Annotated in this window: 2 protein-coding genes; both read left to right on the top strand. The window is 44.9% G+C overall.

Features of this window, described 5'->3' with window-relative positions; all coding sequences use genetic code 11:
- The first annotated feature begins 91 nt into the window (after positions 1-91).
- The gene (locus BUC12_RS19685) at positions 92-853 is read left to right on the top strand and encodes a ParA family protein (protein WP_062185383.1); all 762 of its coding nucleotides are present in this window, start codon (positions 92-94) and stop codon (positions 851-853) included.
- Positions 854-857: 4 nt separating this feature from the next.
- A partial coding sequence (locus BUC12_RS19680) for a DUF3408 domain-containing protein (RefSeq protein WP_139262143.1) occupies positions 858-1,144 on the top strand: 287 nt, incomplete at its 3' end.

Raw genomic sequence — 1,144 nt, 5'->3', positions numbered from 1 at the left:
AAGAAATGGACCGGGTTCTGAAAAATATAATTTCTTTTGTGTCAAAATTAGCCGGAGGGCATTAGTACACATCTTAAAAAAAATTATCAATATGGAACGAGAAACATTATTTATTGCATTCAGCACACAAAAGGGTGGAGTAGGCAAAACAGCCTTTACCGTCCTGCTATCCAGTTATATGCATTACCTGGATGGGAAGTCTGTCGCGGTAATCGATTGCGATTTTCCCCAGCACAGTATTATGGAAATGCGAAAACGGGATTCGGAGCTGGTTATCAACGATCCGTTTTACAAACGCATGGCTTTCAATCAGTTCAGGGAAATATCCGGGAAAGCCTATCCTGTTATCGGCAGTAAGCCTGCCGATGCCATACAGGATGCCGAAAAACTGATTGCCGGAAGTGAAACGAAAATAGATATTATCTTCTTCGACCTGCCCGGGACGATGAACAGTAAAGGGGTGGTAATGACATTAAGAGAAATGGACTACATCTTTTCCCCGGTCAGCGCCGACCGCCTTGTCCTCGCCAGCACACTGAGCTTTGCTTCTTCTTTGAATGAGAACCTGATCTCGGTAGGCAAATCGAGGATAAAAGCGCTGAACCTGTTCTGGACGATGGTCGATGCCCGGGAGAAAACTCCTCTTTACGATGCTTATGTGGATGCTATCGAAGAACTGGGATTGTCTGTCTTAAAAACGCATATCCCCGACACCAAACGTTTCAGGCGGGAAATGGACGAAACCCACCGGGCATTTTTCCGCTCTACGGTTTTCCCTCCCGACAGGCAGTTGATAAAAGGGACGCGGGTAGATGAATTAGTGACTGAGATATACCAAATTATAAACGTGTAGAACCATGTCAAAGAAAAAGGAAGAGGACATAGATGAAGATTTTATCATCGCGTCCATGAATATGACCGGGCCTTCGGGCCTGAACAAAGTCGCATCCCCGGTAAAGCCTCCCATGGAGAAGAAAATAGAGGTTGACGAAGAAGTGGAGAAGGAGAAGGAGAAGGAAATTGAACCAACACCGGAACCGCCTGTTTCAAAGGTAGATAAAGAATCTAAACAAAAGAAAGGCAAAGGTGATTATGAATCGCTGTTTATCAAGCCTTCCGATATAACGGGCAGGCAGGAAAAAAC

Origin of the sequence: Indolivaga macrotermitis (assembly GCF_900128985.1) — a bacterium.
Classification (GTDB): domain Bacteria; phylum Bacteroidota; class Bacteroidia; order Bacteroidales; family Dysgonomonadaceae; genus Dysgonomonas_A; species Dysgonomonas_A macrotermitis.
Note: the sequence above shows the minus strand (reverse complement) of the source record. Positions and strands in the feature narration are given on the sequence as shown.

Excerpts from the sequence above, each read along its gene's own strand:
- BUC12_RS19685 (WP_062185383.1), top strand. The coding sequence starts at position 92 with ATGGAACGAGAAACATTATTTATTGCATTCAGCACACAAAAGGGTGGA.